Here is a 17,728-nt window from a genome sequence, read left to right as displayed (position 1 = left end):
CACCATGAGATCCGTTGCCCGCAAGACGTTGGCCGCCACCCTCGCCGCGTCCGCGCTGCTCGTCACCGCCACCGCGTGCTCGTCCGACACGGCCGAGGCCGAGACCACACCGGAGAGCACGTTCGTCTCGAAGTCGATCATCGCAGCGGGAGAAGCCAATCCGATGATCGCGGAGGGCGTCGCGATCGGCGCGAACACCGCCGTCTACAAGACCAGTGGCCTCGGCCCCTCCGCAGCGAACAAGGCGGCACCCGACGGTACTCCGGAGTCGTACATCGACAGCCAGTTCAGCGGGGGAGTGCTGCCCGCCGGGGTGACCGTCACCGAGGCACAGGGCATCGGTGTCCTGAAGAAGATTCGCGACAATCTCGAAGCACAGGGACTGACGCTCGAGGACGTCGTCACGATGCGGGTGTTCCTCGACAACGCACCCGGCACCGACCGGGCCGACTACGCCGGCTGGAACCGCGCCTACCGACAGTTCTTCGCCAACACCAACCTCGAGACCGGCGATACCGAACTGGTGCCGATGGGCTCCGCTGCCCCCGCCGCGCCGATCGAGCGGAACAGCGCCCGGCCCACCCGATTCGCGCTCGAGGTCGGCACGCTGCCGGTCGCGGGCTGGCTGGTCGAGGTCGAGGTGGACGCGGTCTACCCCGACGGCAAGCAGCCGTCCTGATGGGCGCCCTGAGCCCCGGTCACTGGGCGATCGTGGCGGTGGTGCTGCTGGTGCTGTTCGGGTCGAAGAAGCTGCCCGACGCGGCGCGCGGCCTGGGCCGCTCGCTGCGGATCCTCAAGAGCGAGGTGGGCGAGTTGCAGGGGGACGAGAAACCCGCCGAACTCGAGGTACCGGGGGACGCCGAGCGCCTGTCGGCGTAGTTCACGAAGCGGAGAAGCCGCGCAACGCCGAGGCGTCGCGCGGCTTCTCCGCGTTCGGGGCCCGATATGTCACGGCCGCGGCCAGGGCCGTCCGCTCATCCGCTCGATGTCGGTGTTGAACCGCTCGAGGTAGGCCGCGAACGCGGCGACGTCCTCGGCGTCCCAGTCCTTCATCATCTTGTCGAGCGCCTCGATGCTGCCCGACCGTTCCGCGTCGAGGCGGGCCTTGCCCTCCGCGGTGATGCGGAACTTGCGGGCCATGCCGCCGTCGGGATCGGGGATGCGTTCGACGAGTCCACCGCCGAGCATCGCGGTGGTCTGTCGGTGCAGGGTCGAGGTGTCGAGACCGAGGGCGTCGCTGAGCTGTCCGATCGACATGGGCCCCTCGATGTCGATCCGGCTGAGCAGGACGTAGGCGCTGCTGTCGAGGTGTCCGCCGCTGCGTCGGGGGCGCGGGCTGTTGTGGTGCACATGCCGACCGAGCAGCATGGTCTCGAAGTCGATCAGATGCGTGGGCTTCTCCATGCCGGTCCTCTCACGGGCTGCATCGGTCTTCGTTCCTGATGCTCCCCTATTGTGCCCGGTGAAATCAGACATATCACCCTAGCTGGGGTTTTGCGCAATACAACTTGATTGCATGATACAAGTTGGTTGTATGCTGCAACTAGTTTGAGTAACGAATTCCGTTTGAATCCAGAAGTTGGGAGTCCCGTGGACAGCTCCGCGTCCACCGCCCGTTCGGGCGGCATCGTCACAGTGCTGGCGGTCGCCGGCATCGTGGCGGCCCTCATGCAGACCCTGGTGGTGCCGCTCATCGGCGACCTGCCCCGCATCCTCGACACGACCGCGTCCAACGCGTCGTGGGTCATCACGATCACGCTGCTCGTCGGCGCGGTCGCCACCCCGGTCACCGGACGGCTCGGCGACCTGCTCGGCAAGCGGCGCATGCTGCTGCTCTGTTCGTTCCCCCTCGTCGCCGGATCGGTGCTGTGTGCGCTCGCCACCTCGCTGGCCCCGATGGTGATCGGCCGCGGCCTGCAGGGCCTCGGCATGGGCATGGTGCCCCTCGGTATCAGTGCCCTGCGTGAGCTGGTCCCGCCGCAGAAGCTGGGGTCGTCGATCGCCCTGATCAGTGCGACCCTCGGCATCGGCGGCGCGCTCGGGCTTCCGATCTCGGCGGCCGTCACGCAGAACACCAGCTGGCGCGTGCTGTTCTGGGGATGCGCGGTGCTCAGCGTCGTCATCGGTGTCCTGATCTGGCGTCTCATCCCCGCCACGCCGGCCATGGCCGCGGGCGGCCGGTTCGACTACGTCGGCGCGATCGGCCTCGGTGTCGGCCTGGTGAGCCTGCTGCTGGCCGTCTCCAAGGGCGCGGTCTGGGGCTGGGGCAGCGCGTCGATCCTCGCGCTGTTCGCGGCCGCGGTCGTCGTGCTCCTGGCCTGGGGATGGTGGGAGCTGCGCACCAGCGATCCGTTGGTGAACCTGCGGCTGGCCGCGGGCAAGCAGGTGCTGCTGACCAACGCTGCCTCCGTCGTCGTCGGCTTCTCGATGTACGCGCAGTCGCTGATCATTCCGCAGCTGCTGCAGCTGCCCGAGTCCACCGGGTACGGCCTCGGTCAGTCGATGCTCGCGATGGGTCTGTGGATGTTGCCCGGCGGGTTCGTGATGATGGCCGTCTCGCCGCTCGGTGCGAAACTGTCCGCCGCCCGTGGCCCCAAGGTCACGCTGGTGCTCGGCGCACTGGTGATCGCCGTCGGATACGGGTCGTCGATGTTGCTGCTCGGGTCCACCTGGGGTCTGCTCGTGGTCGTCTGCATCTCCAACGCGGGCGTCGGCCTGGCGTACGGCGCGATGCCGGCGCTGATCATGGGTGCGGTGCCGCCGTCGGCGACCGGATCGGCGAACAGCTTCAACACCCTGATGCGCTCGGTCGGTACGTCCGTGGCCGCGGCGGTCGTGGGTGTCGTGCTGGCGCAGATGAGCATCGACGTCGGCGGTCACACGATCCCCACCGAGGCCGGGTTCCGGACGGGTCTGCTGATCGGGTGCGGTGTTGCGCTGGTCGCCGCGGCGATCGCGGCGGCGATCCCCGGCCGCAAGGCCGCTTTGTCGACGCATCCCGTCGCGGCGGACGCCGACGAGAAGGTCGCCACCCAGGTCTGATCAGGGCGTTCGATCCGGTCGATCGGACACTCCGCGAAGAAGTTCCGAACCATGTGAGACAAACGTTCAACAGGTGCTACTGTTCGTCCTGCACTGGCCGCAGCTGTTCACTCGCTGCGGCCAGTAGCTATTTTGGCCCCCGCCCGCATCGCGGGTGGATGTTTCACGCGAAACGAGATCCCAGCCCGACGACGGCGTCCCGCACACCGACCCAACGTCGAGCGGTCGCGACCCGGCCGGCCAGGTGCGACGCCCGCACGAGTCGACGGGTGGGACGCCGCCGGATCCGGTCGTAGCGGCGCAGGGCGTCGGCAACGGGGTGCTCGGTCAACAGGCCGCCCAGCGTCACCGCATCGACCATGGCCTCACACGCGCCGCGCCCCAGATTCGGGGCCATCGAGTGCGCGGCGTCGCCGATCAACGCGACGTTGCCGCGCACGTACGACGGCAGCCGCGGCGACTCGTAGAGATCGTGGTGCAGCACGACGTCGGGGTCGACCCGTTCGAGGATCTTCCGGATGTCCTGGTGCCAGTCACCGAACCGGGCGCGCAGGTAGTCGAGCCCACCGGTCGACTCGGCGGGCGACCGGACCGCGGCGAACCAGTTCACGAGCCCGCCCTCGCGGGGTGTGATGCCGAACAGCGCACCCGGACCCCAGGTCTCGCTGACCGAGGCCGCTTCGCCGGGAATCCAGCCGCGCCAGGCCGTCATGCCGGTGTACCCGGGCCGGAACCTCGTCCCGAACAACACGTCACGGGTGGCGCTGCGGGTGCCGTCGGCGGCGACGACCACGTCGAACCCGGCGAGTGTTGCCAGGTCGGGGGAGGGCGCCGAGAAGCAGACGACCCCGCCCGGCAGGCCGTCCAGCAGCACGCCGAGCAGGGCGGGCCGGGAGATCAGATGGGCGGTGCGGCGTTCGCTGTCGATCCGACCGATCACCGACCCGTCCGGTCGCAGGAACGCGGCGCGGCGCTGCATCGTGCCCAGCTTCCGAACTCCGTCACCGACGCCGGCCGCATCCAGCGCGGCCATCGCCTCCGGCCACATCCCCAGGGCGGTTCCCGTCGTGGGCGGGGCCGGGGACCGTTCGAAGACGGTGACGTCCCAGCCGCGCCGGGTCAGATGGTTGGCGGCGGTGAGTCCACCGATGCCGCCCCCGAGGATCGCTGCGCAACCAGCCATGCGGGGGACCGTACCGGAGGCGTCGCAATCCTTCTCGGGACCGCCTCGCGCCGTCACCCGATCTCGTCGGGTGTTTACAGGCCCGCGTGTACGGCGTCCAATGGATATCAGCACTGATGCGCCGCCGTGACGGTGAGCGAGGTGGATGTCTGGTTTCGAGCCTGAGAGCGTGCCGGGTGCCGTCTGGAGCCGGCCGGACAGAACCATGGTCGTCCCCGGTGGTGATGGCGACGTCGGTCGCCTGACTCCGGCGATTCGTCCGCTTGGAGAAGGGAATACACATGATGTCGTTGTCCACGTCTGCAGCCGCGGTCGCCGTGTCGGTGGCGGGCCTGATGTTCTCGGATCCAATTGTCCACGCGGACACCGTGACCGGAACCATCGCGATCGGTGGCGGTCCGACGGAGGTGGCGATCGCACCGGACGGTTCCCGCGCCTACGTCGCCAACTACTTCGACGACACGGTGGCGGTGATCGACACCGCGACCGAGACCGTCGCCGCGACCGTCCCGGTCGGCGGTTTCCCGACCGATGTCGCGGTCGGCCCCGACGGGGCCCGGGTCTACGTCACCAATTCCGACGACGGCACGGTGTCCGTCATCGACACCGCCGTGAACGCGGTCGCGGTCACGATCCCGGTCGGTGCGGGGCCCGAGGGCGTGGCGATCACGCCGGACGGTTCCCGCGCGTACGTCACCAACTACGACGGCGGCACGGTGTCGGTGATCGACACCGCCGTGAACGCGGTCGCCGCCACGGTCCCCGTCGGCAGCCTTCCGTCCGAGGTCGCCATCACCCCGGACGGCACCCGCGCGTACGTCGCCAACCAGGGCAGCGACGAAGTGTCGGTGATCGGGATTCCGGTGAATGCCGTCGTCGGGGCGGTTCCGGTCGGCGACGGGCCGTTCGGGGTGGCCATCACGCCCGACGGTTCCCGTGCGTACGTCACCGCGTGGCACAGCGATGCGGTGTCGGTGATCGGCCTGCCGGTGAACGCCGTGGTCGGGACGGTTCCGGTCGGCGACAGCCCGTTCGGGACAGCGATCATGCCGGACGGCGCCCGCGCGTACGTCACCAACTATGCGAGCGACACGGTGTCGGTGATCGACACAGCCGAGAATGCCGTCGTCGAGACCGTCACGGTCGGCGACAGTCCGTCCGCGGTCGCGATCATCCCGGACGGCACCCGCGCCCTCGTCACCAACTACGACAGCGACACCGTGTCGGTCGTCGCGATCGAACCAGGGGCATGATCGGGGCCCCCGCAACAGCCCCGACATCGCGGCGAGACACGGCCGCAGCGCGGTCGTTGGACGATCGTGGCGAAGCTGCAATTCGAGGCCCTCCCGGGGCCGAAACATTCGCCCTAGGCTGTGACGTGCGCTGCATTCGCCCAGAAGGCGAACGCAAAGTCACAGGTCACAGGGTGGAGAGGGGAGCCTTGGTTGCGTTTGTCCCCGGGGTGTGAATTAACCTTTTCTCAACACGGTGGACTCATGACCGTTTGAAACGCCCTCGAGCAACGTCGCCGGGGCGGACGTCAGTCCCGTGCCGAGGCTCAATGAGGAGCCATTCTCGGTCGGTGCCGAACACAGTGTCGTGTCGGTACATGCTCTGCAGTTGTATGGCCATCAGCGCTGCTGGTCGTCGGTGCATTTACGCATACGAAGGCAGTAGGTATGAAGCATCTTCCCGGGCCCCAGGGGCTCTACCACCCGGCAAACGAGCACGATGCGTGTGGCGTCGCGTTCGTCGTCGACATGCACGGTCGCCGCAGCCGCGACATCGTCGAGAAGGCGATCACCGCTCTCGTGAACCTCGAGCACCGTGGTGCCGCCGGATCCGAGCCCAACACGGGTGACGGCGCCGGCATCCTGCTCCAGGTTCCGGACCGGTTCCTGCGCGCCGTCGTCGACTTCGAGCTGCCCGCCGAGGGCGCGTACGCCACCGGCATCGCGTTCCTGCCCCAGGGCGCCGACGCTGCCGACGAGGCTGCTGCGGGTGTCGAGAAGATCGTCGCCGAGGAGGGCCTGACGGTTCTCGGCTGGCGTGCGGTCCCCACAGACGACTCGTCACTCGGCTCCCTCGCCCGTGACGCGATGCCGACGTTCCGTCAGGTGTTCATCGGAAGCGCCGGCTCCGCCGAAGACACTGTCACCGACATGGACCTCGAGCGCCGCGCCTACGTCATCCGCAAGCGCGTCGAGCACGAGCTCGGCGACGCCGGTGCCGGCGAGGACGGCCCGGGCCGTGAGTCGGTGTACTTCCCGAGCCTGTCCGGCCAGACCTTCGTCTACAAGGGCATGCTCACCACCCCGCAGCTGAAGGGTTTCTACCTCGACCTGCAGGACGACCGGCTCGAGAGCGCGCTCGGCCTGGTGCACTCGCGCTTCTCCACCAACACGTTCCCGTCGTGGCCGCTGGCGCACCCGTTCCGCCGTGTCGCCCACAACGGTGAGATCAACACCGTCAGCGGCAACGAGAACTGGATGCGGGCCCGTGAGGCGCTCATCGAGTCCGACGTGTTCGGCGACCGCGCGCTCGAGAAGATCTTCCCGATCTGCACGCCCGGCGCCTCGGACACCGCACGTTTCGACGAGGTCCTCGAGCTGCTGCACCTCGGTGGCCGCAGCCTGCCGCATGCCGTGCTGATGATGATCCCGGAGGCCTGGGAGCGTCACGAGAGCATGGATCCGGCGCGCAAGGCGTTCTACCAGTACCACTCCGCGCTGATGGAGCCGTGGGACGGTCCGGCGTCGGTGTGCTTCACCGACGGCACCGTCGTCGGCGCTGTGCTCGACCGCAACGGCCTGCGCCCGTCCCGTGTGTGGGTCACCGACGACGGCCTCGTGGTCATGGCTTCGGAGGTCGGTGTCCTCGACATCGCCCCCGAGAAGATCGTGCGCAAGATGCGCATGCAGCCGGGCCGCATGTTCCTCGTGGACACCGCGCAGGGCCGCATCATCTCCGACGACGAGATCAAGTCGGAGCTCGCGGCCGAGCACCCCTACCAGCAGTGGATCGACGAGGGCCTCGTCCAGATCGAGGACTTGCCGGAGAGCAAGTACACGTACATGACCCACGACCGGGTCGTGTTGCGCCAGCAGATCTTCGGCTTCACCAACGAAGAGGTGAACCTCCTCGTCAAGCCGATGGCGATCACCGGCGGTGAAGCGCTGGGTTCGATGGGCACCGACACCCCGATCGCGGTGCTCTCGGCGCGACCGCGGATGCTGTTCGACTACTTCCAGCAGCTGTTCGCTCAGGTCACCAACCCGCCGCTGGACGCGATCCGCGAGGAGATCGTCACCAGCCTGGGTGGCACCATCGGTCCCGAGTCCGACCTGCTGAACCCGTCGGCCGCGTCGTGCCGTCAGATCGCGCTGCCGTCGCCGATCCTGCACAACGACGACCTGTCGAAGCTGATCCACCTCAACGACAACGCGAAGTTCCCGCACTTCCGCAGCGTCGTCGTTCGCGGCGTGTACCCGGTCGCCCGCGGCGGCGAGGGTCTGCTCAAGGCCTTGGACACGGTGCGCGACAAGGTTTCCGAGGCGATCGCCGGCGGTGCCCGCATCATCGTGCTGTCGGACCGCGAGTCCAACGAGAAGTACGCGCCGATCCCGTCGCTGCTGCTCACCTCCGCGGTCCACCACCACCTGGTGCGCGAGAAGACCCGCACCAAGGTCGGTCTCATCGTCGAGTCGGGCGACGCCCGCGAGGTCCACCACATGGCGGCGTTGCTCGGTTGCGGTGCCGCGGCCGTCAACCCGTACATGGCGTTCGAGACCATCGACGAGCTGCTGCAGAGCGACCAGCTGCAGGGCCTGACGCTCGACAAGGCCGTCTCGAACTACATCAAGGCCGCCGGCAAGGGCGTGCTGAAGGTGATGTCGAAGATGGGCATCTCGACGCTCGCGTCGTACACCGGTGCCCAGCTGTTCCAGGTGATCGGCCTGTCGCAGGAGGTCGTCGACGAGTACTTCAGCGGCCTGCACTCCAACCTCGGCGGCATCGGCCTGGACGAGATCGCCGCGGATGTCGCTGTGCGGCACGCGAACGCGTACCTCGACCGCCCGGAGCTGCGCGCGCACCGCGAGCTCGAGGTGGGCGGCGAGTACCAGTGGCGTCGTGAGGGCGAGTATCACCTGTTCAACCCGGACACGGTGTTCAAGCTCCAGCACGCCACCCGCACCGGCCAGTACGAGGTGTTCAAGGAGTACACCAAGCTGGTCGACGACCAGTCCGAGCGCCTGGCGTCGCTGCGTGGCCTGTTCAAGTTCAAGACCGGTCTGCGCGAGCCAGTCTCGATCTCCGAAGTGGAATCAGCGGAGTCGATCGTTCGACGCTTCTCGACCGGCGCGATGAGCTACGGCTCGATCTCCGCCGAGGCCCACGAGACCCTCGCGATCGCGATGAACCGTCTCGGCGCACGGTCGAACTCGGGTGAGGGCGGCGAGGATCCGCGGCGCTTCGAGGTCGAGGAGAACGGCGACTGGCGTCGCTCGGCGATCAAGCAGGTCGCGTCGGGTCGCTTCGGTGTCACCTCGCACTACCTGAGCAACTGCACCGACATCCAGATCAAGATGGCGCAGGGCGCCAAGCCCGGTGAGGGCGGTCAGTTGCCGCCGCACAAGGTGTACCCGTGGGTTGCCGAGGTGCGCGGCTCCACCCCGGGCGTCGGCCTGATCTCGCCGCCGCCGCACCACGACATCTACTCGATCGAGGATCTGGCACAGCTGATCCACGACCTGAAGAACGCGAACCCGCAGGCGCGGATTCACGTGAAGCTGGTCTCGGAGATCGGTGTCGGCACCGTCGCCGCGGGTGTCTCGAAGGCGCACGCCGACGTCGTCCTCATCTCGGGTCATGACGGCGGCACGGGCGCGTCGCCGCTGACGTCGCTCAAGCACGCCGGCGCGCCGTGGGAGCTGGGCCTCGCCGAGACCCAGCAGACGCTGCTGCTCAACGGTCTTCGCGACCGCATCGTGGTCCAGGTCGACGGTCAGATGAAGACCGGCCGCGACGTCGTGATCGCGACCCTGCTCGGCGGCGAGGAGTTCGGTTTCGCCACTGCGCCGCTCGTGGTCTCGGGCTGCATCATGATGCGTGTGTGCCACCTCGACACCTGCCCGGTGGGTGTGGCGACGCAGAACCCGGTGCTGCGCAAGCGTTTCGCGGGCCAGCCCGAGTTCGTGGAGAACTTCTTCCTGTACATCGCCGAGGAGGTGCGCGAACTGCTCGCCGAGCTGGGCTTCCGCACCCTGCAGGAGGCGGTCGGCCAGGTCGACGTCCTCGACACCACCAGGGCGCTCGAGCACTGGAAGGCGTCGAAGCTGGACCTGTCGCCGATCCTGCACAAGGTCGAGTCCGCGTTCATGGACCAGGACCTGTACTGCTCCGGCACCCAGGAGCACGGCCTGGAGAAGGCGCTCGACCAGCAGCTGATCGAGCAGGCGCGCGACGCGCTCGACAAGGGCGAGGCCGTCGCGTTCGAGTCGGCGATCACCAACGTCAACCGCACGGTCGGCACCATGCTCGGCCACGAACTGACCAAGGTCTACGGCGCGCAGGGCCTGCCGGACAACACGATCGACATCACCTTCACGGGTTCGGCCGGCAACAGCTTCGGCGCGTTCGTGCCCAGGGGCATGACGCTTCGACTGCACGGCGATGCCAACGACTTCGTCGGCAAGGGACTGTCCGGCGGACGCATCGTCGTCCGTCCGCCACTGCAGACGGCCGCGGGTTTCGTGCCCGAGGACAACATCATCGGCGGCAACGTGATCCTCTTCGGTGCCACCACGGGTGAGGTTCTCATCCGCGGCATCGTGGGTGAGCGTTTCGCAGTCCGCAACTCCGGCGCCACCGCTGTCGTCGAGGGTGTGGGCGATCACGGTTGCGAGTACATGACCGGCGGCAAGGTGGTCATCCTCGGCAAGACCGGACGCAACTTCGGCGCCGGCATGTCCGGCGGCGTGGCGTACATCTTCAACCCGGACCGTGATTTCGGGACCAACCTCAACACCGAGTTGGTCGATCTCGAGGACCTCAGCGTGGAGGATTTCGAGTGGCTGCACGGCGCCATCGAGCGTCATCGTGACGAGACCGGATCCGAGGTTGCGGCTCGGATCCTCGCCGACTGGTCACACCAGAAGGCACATTTCGCGAAGGTCATGCCGCGCGACTACAAGAAGGTCCTCGTCGCTATCGAGACCGCGAAGAAGAACGGAACGAACGTGGACGACGCAATCATGGAGGCAGCTCGTGGGTGATCCGAACGGCTTTCTGAAGCACACGTCGCGCGAACTGCCCATCCGCCGTCCGGTGCCGCTGCGCCTGATGGACTGGAAGGAGGTGTACGAAGACTTCGAGTCTTCGACACTCCGGAATCAGGCCAGCCGGTGCATGGACTGCGGTATCCCGTTCTGCCACAACGGTTGCCCCCTCGGAAACCTGATTCCCGAGTGGAACGACCTGGTCCACAAGGATCGGTGGCGCGAAAGCATCGACCGGCTCCACGCGACCAACAACTTCCCGGAGTTCACCGGCCGGCTGTGCCCGGCGCCGTGTGAGGCGGCGTGCGTGCTCGGCATCAACCAGGACGCGGTGACCATCAAGCAGGTCGAGGTCGAGATCATCGACCGGGCCTTCGACGAGGGCTGGGTCCAGCCGGTGCGTGCGTCGCACATCACCGGCAAGAAGGTCGCGGTCGTGGGCTCCGGTCCGGCGGGTCTGGCTGCCGCACAGCAGCTCACGCGTGCCGGCCACTCGGTGACGGTGTTCGAGCGCGAGGACCGCATCGGCGGCCTGCTTCGCTACGGCATCCCCGAGTTCAAGATGGAGAAGCGGCACATCGACCGCCGTCTGGCACAGATGGAGGCCGAGGGCACGGTGTTCCGCATCGGCGTCAACGTCGGTGTCGACATCACCGCCGAGCAGCTGCGCGAGCAGTTCGACGCGGTCGTCCTCGCCGGTGGTGCCACCGAGGCACGCGACCTGCCGATCCCGGGCCGCGAACTCGACGGTATCCACCAGGCGATGGAGTTCCTGCCGATCGCGAACCGGGTTCAGCTGGGCGATCTGGCCGAGCCGACCATCAGCGCGAAGGGCAAGAAGGTCGTCATCATCGGCGGCGGCGACACCGGTGCCGACTGCCTCGGCACCAGCCACCGTCAGGGTGCCGAGAGCGTGCACCAGTTCGAGATCATGCCGCGCCCGCCGGAGGCGCGTGCCGTGCAGACCCCGTGGCCGACTTACCCGCTGATGTACCGGGTCTCGTCCGCGCACGAGGAGGGCGGCGAGCGCGTCTTCTCGGTCAACACCGAGGCCTTCGTCGGGCGCGAGGAGAACGGCCGGCAAGTCGTCGCCGGTTTGAAGGCGCACGAGGTCACGATGGTGAACGGCCGCTTCGAGAAGGTCGAGGGGTCGGACTTCGAGCTCGAGGCCGACCTCGTGTTCCTCGCGATGGGCTTCGTCGGCCCCGAGAAGCCGGGTCTGCTCACCGATCTGGGTGTCGACCTCAACGAGCGCGGCAACGTCGCCCGCTCGTCGGAGTGGGCCACCAACGTCGACGGCGTTTTCGTCGCCGGCGACATGGGCCGCGGTCAGTCGCTGATCGTGTGGGCCATCGCCGAGGGCCGCTCGTGCGCGGCCGCGGTCGACGAGTTCCTCGAGGGATCGACGGCGCTGCCGTCACCGATCAAGACCACCAGCGCACCGCAGCGCTGATCTCAGTTTTCGGCGGGGACCAGCGTCGTTCCCCGCCGATGTGAAGACCCGAAGGCCCTGTTCCACGCTTCGCCTCGCGTGGGACGGGGCCTTCGTCCGTTTTCAGGACGGACGGAGGGCGAGTCGGGGGTGGTTTCTGGACGCTTGACCAGAAAACGCTTCTACAACGATCCGGCAACAGCTAAGGTGCGCCTCATGTGATGCAACACACAAACCGCCTGAGTCGGGGAGGCGGCGACCCGAGGAGGATCAGTGTTTTCGTCCAAACTTCGCAGAGTGGCCGGCCCGCTCGTGGCCTTGGTCAGCGCCGCCGCGCTGACTTTGGCCATGACCGGGACGGCAGGTGCGGACCCCACCGGGCCGCCACCGTCGTCGACGTCGGGTGACCAGCCGGCCGACAATCTCGGTTGGAAGACCGAGGTCGTAAGCGTCAACGGTGTCCCCGGAAACGTCGCCAATCCCGGTGACACGGTGACGTACCGCTCCAGTATCTGGGAGAACTCGCAGGTCGCTCTGAACCTGGGTCGCTATGTCACCGCGATCCGGCACACCGCACCTGCGGGATTCCAGTACCAGGGAGCAACCACATCCCTGGCCGGAACGATCACGAACGAGGGCAACAACGGCGTCAAGGCAACCTGCACCGGCGGCGGTTGCAGCTCGGTTCCACTGCTCGGCACCAAGGGCTTCAAGATCATCGGTAGCACGGTGTTGAACTTCGACGTGACCTACAAGATCCCGACAGACTTCGCATTCGGCGACTACAACAGCGGCTTCGTCTTCGACGTCTACTCGTTCGGCAGCCAGCAGGGCAGCAACACCTCCGGCGCGTTCGTTCGGGTCGAGGCCAAGCGCGACAACACCACGACCACCATTTCGGCGCCGCCCACCGCGAGCAAGGGCAGCGAGACCACCCTGGCGGCGACGGTCAGTCCCTCCAACGCCACCGGTACGGTGCAGTTCTTCGAGGGCGCGAACCCGATCGGCGCCCCGGTCGTGGTCAACGGTGGCACCGCCTCGCTGGCGCACGCGTTCGACGAGATGGGCACCTACTCCGTCTCCGCCAAGTACACGGCGACAGGCCTTTTCAACAGTTCCGAGTCGGGAACGACTCAGGTCGAGGTCGGCCCGGTCGCTACCACCACCACGGTGACCGTCCCGGCCACGGCCGACGCGGGCTCGACGGTGCCGCTGCAGGCCACCGTCACCCCGGCCGACGCGCAGGGCACCGTGCAGTTCGCGGTCAACGGCAACAACGTCGGTAATCCCGTCCAGGTCAGTGGCGGTACCGCAACACTTGATCATCGGTTCGATGATCCGGGCAACTTCACGGTGACGGCGAACTTCGTCGGTGCCTTCGGTGTCGCCGACTCGGCCGCGACGGTTCAGCAGATCGCCGTCTCCTACGGGGCCTGGCAGACCACCACCGTGGTCGTCGAGCCGGTGACCGCTGAGGCGGGCAGCCCGACCAACCTGATGGCCACCGTCCGCCCGATCCCGACCGGCGGCACCGTCACCTTCTCCGTCGACGGCACCGAGATCGGCACGTCCGACGTGGCGACCGCCGACGGCGTCGCGGTCCTCGAGCACACCTTCGACACCGCCGGCACCTACCAGGTGGTCGCGGAGTTCGCCGGCACCGAGGGCTTCGCCGCCTCCACCTCGGCCCCGTTCACGGCCACGGTCGCTCCGACCGCACCCGTGCTCACCGCGGTGAATGCAAATCTGAACGTCCAGGGCCTGTCGGTGGTCGGTCAGACCGTCACCCTCACCGTGGACGTCGACCCCGCCGACGCGCAGGGCACCGTCCAGTTCTACAAGGGCACCGAGGCGATCGGCGCTCCGGTCGCGGTCGTGGACGGCAAGGCAACCATCACCACGACGCTGGACTTCGAGGGCACGCAGCTGCTCACCGCCAAGTTCGTCGGTGGCGAGGGCTTCCGCGACACGGTGTCGAACCCCGTGGTGCTGAACGTGTCTCCGGCACCGGAAACGCCCGACACGGGTGCCGGCAGCCTCGGCTCGCTGCTGGAAGGCCCGCTGGCCGGGCTGCTCGCCGGATCGATCGGGGGCTGACGAGATGAGTGCAGGAGGATCGATGAGTTCCAAGCTGTACCGCTACCTCGCACCGGTCGCGGTGGGAGCAACGGTCGTCGCAGGTGCAGGTGTGCTGGGTGTGTCGACCGCATCCGCGGAGATGACGACGACACCGTTCAGCAACGCGTGTCAGGCGACGCCGTCGTCGAGCCTGGCCGGTGGGCCGCAGACTCAGGTGCAGGAGGCGTCGGTGGAGGTCGATGCACCCACCAGCGTGGTGCCGGGTGAGGAGTTCGTGGTGACGATCTCGCCGCCGCCGATCTCGGTGCCCAACGATCTGGGTTCCGGCGCGAGCCTGTCGAACATCTCGCGGCTCAAGATCGACGTCGCGATGCCGGAGAACGCGCAGTTCCTCGGCGCCGAGGTGGTGCCAGGTACGTCATCGGGTATCACGGGTGTCGCGCCCAACGTCATCGTCGTCAACGAGAGTGGCAATCCTGACCCGAACGGCTCGATTATCCGGCTGTCCGGCAACAACGAGACGATCGGTAACGGTCCGAAGTCCTCGAAGAGTTCCGAGGGCGGTATCAAGGCGAACGCGTCGGGCAGCACCACGTCGTTCCAGTTGCCGCAGGTCAAGGCCACTCTCAAGGCGGGCGCGGCCGGCGAGATCTCGATGAAACTGCGCACCGCAGGAAACGCCGGTCAGTTCGGCAACGACGCGAACTTCCTGACGTTCCTGCCGCGGGCCAGCGCGCCCCTCGTCGGTACTGTCTGGGCTCCCACCCAGTGCTCGCCGCGTGATACCGCCTCCGGACCGCTCAACGCGGGTGCCGGTCCGCTGGCCACGATCCAGATCGTGCGGCAGGCGGTTGCGACCGTGAGCTACCTGGACGGTCCGAGCGCGGTGACCAACGGCGGCGAGTTCACGCTCAACGCCACGGTCGTCCCCACCCCGGACAGCGGGCAGGTCCAGTTCACCCGGGACGGTGAGGACATCGGTGCACCGGTCGATCTGGTGAACGGCAAGGCGTCGCTGACGCAGTCGATCGACACCGACGGCGACTACGCCTACGAGGCGAAGTTCCTGGGCGCGGAGTTCTTCAATCCGTCGTCCGCATCGAAGACCGTCACGGTGACGTCGCAGGACATCCAGACCACGACGTCGGTCACCGGACCGGATCAGGACGCCTACCGTGACCAGCCGGTGAACCTCATTGCGAAGGTCGAGCCCGGCGTCTCCGGTGGCACGGTGGCCTTCGAGGTCGACGGATCTCCGGTCGGTACCGCCGAGGTGATGGATGACGGTGCCGCGGTACTCCCGCACACCTTCACCACCACCGGTACGCACCGCGTGATCGCCCGGTACTCGGGTGCCGAGGGGATCTCCCCGTCGGTCTCGCTGCAGTACCCGGTGAGTGTCACGGAGGCGCCTGCCGCCGACGTGGCGACCACGATCACGGTCGACCCGGTCGCATCGACCGACAAGGGGAACGCGGTGACGCTCACCGCGCGCCTCGATCCGGCCGACGCACGCGGCACGGTGCAGTTCAAGCTCGGTGACACGCTCCTCGGCGGACCGGTGCGGGTGGACCAGAACGGTGTCGCGACACTGACGACGTTCTTCCAGAACCCGGGCGAGTTCGTCGTCACCGCCCAGTTCACGGCCGACGCCGGCTTCATCGACTCGGCTGCGGCACCGGTGAACGTCACGGTGACCGGTAACCCGGACACGCTGCCGACCGATCCCGGCGGCTCGGGAGGCCTCGGTAGTTTGTCGGGGCTGTTCGGCAGCCTGGGAGGCTGATCTGAGTGAAGGCGGCGGGCCCCCTCGATGATTCGAGGGGGCCCGCCGTCGTTTCGCGGCGATTCCGCTGTGTGGGCCGTTCGGGTCGTATCGGGATGAAGGCCCCCACATTCCGGAGCCACTCCGGTAACGTGCGTTTACCGATCGTGCACCGTCTCGCAACGTAGACCTGCCAGTATCTACGTGTCGCGTCACCCGCAGGCGTTGTCACGGGAGGGGACGTCACGGCACGTGGCCACGGAGTGGTCACTCGGATCAGTGAGTGGGGTGCGGTGTTGATGCGTGTGAGGAAGTCTCTGGCAGCAATCAGTGCTTGCGTCGCAACAGTTTTCGCCTCATCGGTACTGGTCGGGGCGGGGTCCGCGCAGGCCGCGTCGGCGTGCCCGAACCTGCAGGTCGTCGCGATCCCCGGTACGTGGGAGACCACCACCGATCCCGGTGAGCACCGTGGCCCCGGAATGCTGGCCGCCGTCACCGATCCGCTGCCGTCGGCGGTGGGTGTCACCTATGTGAGCTACGCGGCCACCGCGTTCCCGTGGGAAACCGAGGTGTACGGCGCGTCCAAGCGGCAGGCGGTGGACAACGCCCGCGGCGTCATCGCCGATGTCGCGCAGCGTTGCGGCAACACCCGGTTCGCGATCGTCGGATACAGCCAGGGTGCCGACGCCGCCGGAGACCTGGCCGCCGAACTGGGCACCGGTACCGGGGTGGTGCCGGCGACGCGGGTCGCTGCGGTCGGACTGCTGTCGGATCCGCGCCGGTCCGAGACCGACATCCTGGTCGGCCCTCCGGTGATCGGCAACGGGGCGGGCGGTCCCCGCGTCGGTGGATTCGGCTGGCTCACGCCGCAGACGCGCACGTTCTGCGTCGTCGGCGACCTGTACTGCTCCACTCCGAAGGACGATTTCGTCACCCGCCTGGCCGGGTTCCTGGCGCAGAACTCGTCGCCGCAGGCCCAGCAGTCCGGACGGTACGTGCAGGAGGCCGTCGCGATCGTGCAGGACCTCATGGCTGCCGGCGGCATGCCGACCCTGCAGGCCGAGTCGTCGGACACGGCCACCGAGGATCGGGCGGAGAAGCTCGAGGCGTTCTACCGTTCCCAGGCGCACCAGGACTACAGCGGGTATGTCGTCGACTACACCGGTGCCACCGCGACGTCGTGGCTGTCGAACTGGCTGCGGTCGTTCGCCTGACGGAGCGTGGCACATCCGGAGAGTCCGATGCGCTGCTTCCGAATCAGTTGAAGGGATCTGTCATTCGGATTTGTCGGGGGTCGAGACCAGGCCCGCTGCCAGATCGGTGAGATATCTGTAGACCTCGTCCTTGTCGGCGACCGACCGGCCGACGCCTTCGAGAATGCGCTCGCCGAAGATCGTCCAGCCGTAGAGGATGACCAGCGCGGCGATGAGCCCGAACTCCTGGGGAGACTCGCTGTCGATCTTGCTCCGAATGGCGTCCAAGGTCGGGAAGGTGTCGGGAAGAATGTGAGTGCGCTTGTCTTCCAACAGCAACCAGGCCACGATGCGGACGTACGTCTCGTTGTTCGACCCCGTGTCGAAGATGCGACGAACGGCTTCGGTCGCATCCGGCGCCGAATCTGCTGCCGCCGTCACTGATCCGCGATCCTCGAGGACCGCGCTGATGAGGTCGTCCTTCCGCCCGACGTAGCGGTGGATGAGCCCGAGGTTCACCCCGGCGTCCGTGGCGATATCTCGCAGCGATGCTCCCGGTCCCGAGTCTGCGAGTCGAGACGCCGCTGCCCGCAGGATGGCGGCGCGTGCTTCCTCGGGTCCGCTCGGGCGACTGTTGTCTGATGATCGCGACATGGAAGCAAGCGTAGCCAGTGGTCGGCAGGCGCGGTGTAGGAGGAGTGCGCAAAAGCCCAGGCCGGGGCCGTAATCGCTTCCTTCTCTTGACATCGTCCCGTC

12 protein-coding genes are annotated in these 17,728 nt (G+C 67.6%); 9 read left to right on the top strand and 3 right to left on the bottom strand.

Features of this window, described 5'->3' with window-relative positions; genetic code table 11:
• The first annotated feature begins 4 nt into the window (after nt 1-4).
• Both AC1RIF_RS11595 and tatA read left to right on the top strand, forming a co-directional pair.
• The gene (locus AC1RIF_RS11595) at nt 5-679 is read left to right on the top strand and encodes a Rid family hydrolase (protein ID WP_492601520.1); all 675 of its coding nucleotides are present in this window, start codon (nt 5-7) and stop codon (nt 677-679) included.
• Complete coding sequence (tatA, locus tag AC1RIF_RS11590; protein WP_492601519.1) at nt 679-879, top strand: Sec-independent protein translocase subunit TatA; 201 nt, start codon at nt 679-681, stop codon at nt 877-879. The genes AC1RIF_RS11595 and tatA overlap by 1 nt, the downstream gene beginning before the upstream one ends.
• 69 nt (nt 880-948) lie before the next feature.
• On the opposite strand, the gene AC1RIF_RS11585 is transcribed toward tatA, so the two are convergent.
• Complete coding sequence (locus tag AC1RIF_RS11585; RefSeq protein ID WP_492601518.1) at nt 949-1,404, bottom strand: MarR family winged helix-turn-helix transcriptional regulator; 456 nt, start codon at nt 1,402-1,404, stop codon at nt 949-951.
• A gap of 186 nt (nt 1,405-1,590) precedes the next feature.
• On the opposite strand from AC1RIF_RS11585, the gene AC1RIF_RS11580 reads away from it, so the two are divergent.
• Nucleotides 1,591-3,042 (top strand): MFS transporter, encoded by a 1,452-nt coding sequence (locus AC1RIF_RS11580; RefSeq protein ID WP_492601517.1) that lies wholly within the window; start codon nt 1,591-1,593, stop codon nt 3,040-3,042.
• A gap of 163 nt (nt 3,043-3,205) precedes the next feature.
• Here the strand turns inward: AC1RIF_RS11580 and AC1RIF_RS11575 are convergent, their stop codons facing one another.
• Nucleotides 3,206-4,225, bottom strand: a complete 1,020-nt coding sequence (locus tag AC1RIF_RS11575) for an FAD-dependent oxidoreductase (protein WP_492601516.1) — start codon at nt 4,223-4,225, stop codon at nt 3,206-3,208.
• Nucleotides 4,226-4,506: 281 nt separating this feature from the next.
• Between AC1RIF_RS11575 and AC1RIF_RS11570 the strand changes: the two genes are divergently transcribed.
• From AC1RIF_RS11570 to AC1RIF_RS11545, 6 genes are all read left to right on the top strand, one after another.
• Nucleotides 4,507-5,478, top strand: coding sequence for a beta-propeller fold lactonase family protein (locus tag AC1RIF_RS11570; protein ID WP_492601515.1), 972 nt, complete (start codon nt 4,507-4,509; stop codon nt 5,476-5,478).
• A 426-nt stretch (nt 5,479-5,904) separates the two neighbouring features.
• Nucleotides 5,905-10,500 (top strand): glutamate synthase large subunit, encoded by a 4,596-nt coding sequence (gltB, locus tag AC1RIF_RS11565; protein ID WP_492601514.1) that lies wholly within the window; start codon nt 5,905-5,907, stop codon nt 10,498-10,500.
• The gene (locus AC1RIF_RS11560; protein WP_492601513.1) at nt 10,493-11,956 is read left to right on the top strand and encodes a glutamate synthase subunit beta; all 1,464 of its coding nucleotides are present in this window, start codon (nt 10,493-10,495) and stop codon (nt 11,954-11,956) included. Before gltB ends, AC1RIF_RS11560 begins: the two co-directional genes overlap by 8 nt.
• Nucleotides 11,957-12,232: 276 nt before the next feature.
• Nucleotides 12,233-14,032: an Ig-like domain-containing protein gene (locus AC1RIF_RS11555; RefSeq protein ID WP_492601512.1), complete on the top strand. Its 1,800-nt coding sequence runs from the start codon at nt 12,233-12,235 to the stop codon at nt 14,030-14,032.
• 22 nt (nt 14,033-14,054) lie between these two features.
• On the top strand, nt 14,055-15,800 hold the full coding sequence (locus AC1RIF_RS11550; RefSeq protein ID WP_492601511.1) for an Ig-like domain-containing protein: 1,746 nt from the start codon (nt 14,055-14,057) through the stop codon (nt 15,798-15,800).
• Between the two features lie 278 nt (nt 15,801-16,078).
• A complete protein-coding gene (locus AC1RIF_RS11545; protein WP_492601510.1) occupies nt 16,079-16,993 on the top strand; it encodes a cutinase family protein in 915 nt (304 codons plus the stop codon).
• Nucleotides 16,994-17,053: 60 nt separating this feature from the next.
• Here the strand turns inward: AC1RIF_RS11545 and AC1RIF_RS11540 are convergent, their stop codons facing one another.
• A complete protein-coding gene (locus AC1RIF_RS11540) occupies nt 17,054-17,626 on the bottom strand; it encodes a TetR/AcrR family transcriptional regulator (protein WP_492601509.1) in 573 nt (190 codons plus the stop codon).
• Between the last annotated feature and the right edge of the window lie 102 nt (nt 17,627-17,728).

It is taken from the genome of Prescottella sp. GW823-FHT02E09, from assembly GCF_058797375.1.
The sequence above is the reverse complement of the archived record's forward strand: the minus strand, read 5'-3'. Positions and strand labels throughout refer to the sequence as shown.